Annotated in this window: 4 protein-coding genes; all 4 read left to right on the forward strand. The window is 73.3% G+C overall.

Annotated elements, in window-relative coordinates:
* The first annotated feature begins 229 nt into the window (after positions 1-229).
* The gene (locus ACTIR_RS0112510; protein ID WP_026454545.1) at positions 230-631 is read left to right on the forward strand and encodes a DUF302 domain-containing protein; all 402 of its coding nucleotides are present in this window, start codon (positions 230-232) and stop codon (positions 629-631) included.
* Positions 632-671: 40 nt separating this feature from the next.
* The gene (locus ACTIR_RS0112515) at positions 672-890 is read left to right on the forward strand and encodes an SHOCT domain-containing protein (protein ID WP_026454546.1); all 219 of its coding nucleotides are present in this window, start codon (positions 672-674) and stop codon (positions 888-890) included.
* Entirely contained in the window at positions 887-2,404 is a 1,518-nt protein-coding gene (locus tag ACTIR_RS0112520; RefSeq protein ID WP_026454547.1) for a multicopper oxidase family protein, read from the forward strand. Before ACTIR_RS0112515 ends, ACTIR_RS0112520 begins: the two co-directional genes overlap by 4 nt.
* A gap of 125 nt (positions 2,405-2,529) precedes the next feature.
* Positions 2,530-2,877 (forward strand): NADH-quinone oxidoreductase subunit A, encoded by a 348-nt coding sequence (locus ACTIR_RS0112525; protein WP_026454548.1) that lies wholly within the window; start codon positions 2,530-2,532, stop codon positions 2,875-2,877.
* Positions 2,878-2,957: the final 80 nt, after the last annotated feature.

Raw genomic sequence — 2,957 nt, forward strand, 5'->3', positions numbered from 1 at the left:
GACCGCGGCACGTCCCTGCACCAATGTCATGGCGGCACTGTACCGAGCGGCGGGCGGGCGGGGCGCCGTTCCCGGCGCACACGGATCGCGCCCGTGCCGGGTCCCCGGTTGTGCGCGGTGTCCGCACCGGCGGGCCACCGGGGACGGTCCCGCCGTCCGGGCCGGTGTCGCCCGGGCGCACAGCGGGTAGTTCCCCCGGCAGCGGCGACGGGTCGGAGGGTGGTCGGTGATGACGTACGGAATCGGCATCCGGGTTCCCGAACCCGTGGACGAGGTGCGCAACCGGCTCCTGGACGCACTGCGCGAACAGGGCTTCGGTGTGCTCACCGAGATCGACATCCAGGCGACGCTGCGGGAGAAGCAGGGCGTCGACATCGGGCCCTACGTCATCCTGGGCGCGTGCAATCCCTCACTGGCCGCTCGTGCCCTCGACGTCGACCGGCGCATCGGGATGCTGCTGCCGTGCAACGTCGTGCTGCGGGCCGACGGCGCGGAGACGGTCGTCGAGGCGTTGGACCCGCAGGTGATGGTGACCGTGCCGGAACAACCGGCACTGCAGCCGGTCGCCGACGAGGCGGGCAGACGGATCCGCGACGCGCTGGAGACCCTGTCGGCGACGATCACCGGGTGAGACGGCCACCCTCGGGCGGTCCGGGACGGAGTGACCCACGATGATGAACGGCTGGGGCATGGGGGGCTGGATGTGGATCTGGCCCGTGCTGATCCTGATCGGGCTCGCCGTGCTCGCCACCACCGCGGTGCTGTGGACCCGCGGCCGCGGCCCGTCGGGCGACGACCGGGGGACGGCCCGCCGCATCCTCGACGAGCGGTTCGCCCGGGGTGAGATCGACGAGGAGGAGTACCGGCGGCGGCGGGACGAACTGCGGTGAGTCGCGAGCTCGGCAGGCGTCGGGCACTCGGACTGCTCGCCGCGGGTTCGGCCGCCGTCGCGACGGGCGTCGCGGGGTGGGTGTGGCGGATCGGCGCCCCGGAGGAGACCGCCGTGGGCGCCGCGACGAGTGGGGAGCCACTGCGTGCCCCGCCCGAACGGCTCGCCCGGGACGGCGTGTTGACGGTACCGCTGGACGCCGGGCCCGGTGTGCGGCTCGCCGGACGGGACACCTCCGCCCTGGGGTTCAACGGTTCCTCCCCCGGCCCGACCCTGCGGGTGCGGCCGGGTGACGACCTGCGCGTCCGACTCACCAACCGGCTCGGACAGCCCACCAACCTGCACACCCACGGCCTGCACGTCTCACCGCGGGGCAACAGCGACAACCCGTTCCTGAGCATCGCGCCCGGCGAGACCTTCGACTACCGCTTCCGGATCCCGGACGACCACCCACCGGGGACGTTCTGGTACCACCCGCACCGCCACGGCCTCGTGGCCGACCAGCTCTTCGGCGGCCTCGCGGGGGCCCTGATCGTCGACGGCGGACCGGAGCTCGCGGAGACCGAACGGGTCCTGGTCGTCACCGACCTCTCGCTGACCGAAGCGGGTGATGTCGTCCCCGCGGGCCCCCGGGAACGCATGCTCGGCCGGGAGGGCAACCTCGTCCTGGTCAACGGCCAACACGAACCCGTCGTGGAGCTGCGTGCCGGAGCCACCGAACGGTGGCGGGTGGTCAACGCCTGCACCTCGCGGGTGCTGTCCCTGCGGCCGGAGAACGCGCGGGTCACCCGAGTCGGCTCGGACGGGTTCCTCCTCCCCCGGCCCGTGCCCCGGCAGCGGGTCGTGCTGGCCCCGGGAAACCGGGCGGATCTGCTGGTCACCCCCACCGGTCCCGGGCGGGGACGACTGGTGAGCGACCCGGTCCGACGCGGACACGGAGGGATGCCGGGCATGGGCGGCACGGCCGACCCGGTCCCGGGTGCCGGCGGCACCCGGCAGGGGCCGGTCACACTGGTGCGGCTGGACGTGTCCGGCCCGGCCACCGGGACCTCGCGAGAACCACCGGCGGAGCTGCCCGCTCCCCCGCTGCCCGGCCGGAGCGTCTCCCGGCGCCGGGAGATCGCGTTCACCATGGGTATGGGCGGCATGGGCGGCATGGGTGACGGGGACGGGATGCGGGGACCGGGCATGCGGTTCGGCTTCGACGGCCGGGCGTTCGACGCCGACCGCACCGATCAGACCGTCGCCGCCGGGGCCACCGAGGAGTGGCTGATCCGCAACGACACCCCGATGGATCATCCGTTCCACCTGCACGTCTGGCCGTTCCAGGTGGTCGGATCCAGTGACGGGGGACAGGCCGACGGCAGTCTGCGCGATGTCGTGCTCGTCCCGGCGCGCGGCTGGGCACGGCTGCGCGTGCATTTCGCCGACCACACCGGACGCACGGTGTATCACTGCCACATTCTCGACCACGAGGACGCGGGCATGATGGCGACCGTGCGGGTCGGTGGCTGAGGGCACCCGGCCCGACGGGAGTCGCGGCGGACCTCACCTCATCGTGCATAGTCCGCGCCTCTCCGGGTAACCGTCGCCGGGCGGTGGGCAGCCGCAGCCGGAACGGTCGGGAGGTGTGGTCCACGATGACGGTCGAGGGCGCGGTCGTCGTGCTCGCGTCGGGGCTCGGGGTCACCGCCGCGTTGTACGCGGCAGCCCTCCTCGTCCGTCCCGGCCGCACGGTCGCGGGCGTCCGGCCGTTCCTGTCCGGTCAGGACCCCCGGGAGCACGCCGTTTCCCGCTATCACGTGCGCTGGTACACGGTTTCGATGATCTTCCTGGTCTTCGACATGGAGATGGTGTTCATGTACCCGTGGACACTGGTCGTCGCGGAGAAGGGCACCTCGGCCGTCGTCGAGATGTTCGTGTTCCTGGCGATCCTGCTGGCCGGGGTGGTCTACGCCTGGCGGGAGGGGGCGCTGCGGTGGACCTGACCGCATGGTTGCTCCGGCACACCCCGCCCCGGCCGCTGCTGGTCGCCACGCCGGGCGGGACGGCAGCCCGGGTCGCGGCG

The sequence above is a fragment of the Saccharomonospora iraqiensis subsp. iraqiensis genome (assembly GCF_000430445.1).
Lineage (GTDB): Bacteria > Actinomycetota > Actinomycetes > Mycobacteriales > Pseudonocardiaceae > Saccharomonospora > Saccharomonospora iraqiensis.

What these genes read in the sequence shown, in the direction of transcription:
- ACTIR_RS0112510 (WP_026454545.1), top strand. Translation starts at nt 230, where the DNA reads ATGACGTACGGAATCGGCATCCGGGTTCCCGAACCCGTGGACGAGGTG.
- ACTIR_RS0112515 (WP_026454546.1), top strand. Translation starts at nt 672, where the DNA reads ATGATGAACGGCTGGGGCATGGGGGGCTGGATGTGGATCTGGCCCGTG.
- ACTIR_RS0112525 (WP_026454548.1), top strand. Translation starts at nt 2,530, where the DNA reads ATGACGGTCGAGGGCGCGGTCGTCGTGCTCGCGTCGGGGCTCGGGGTC.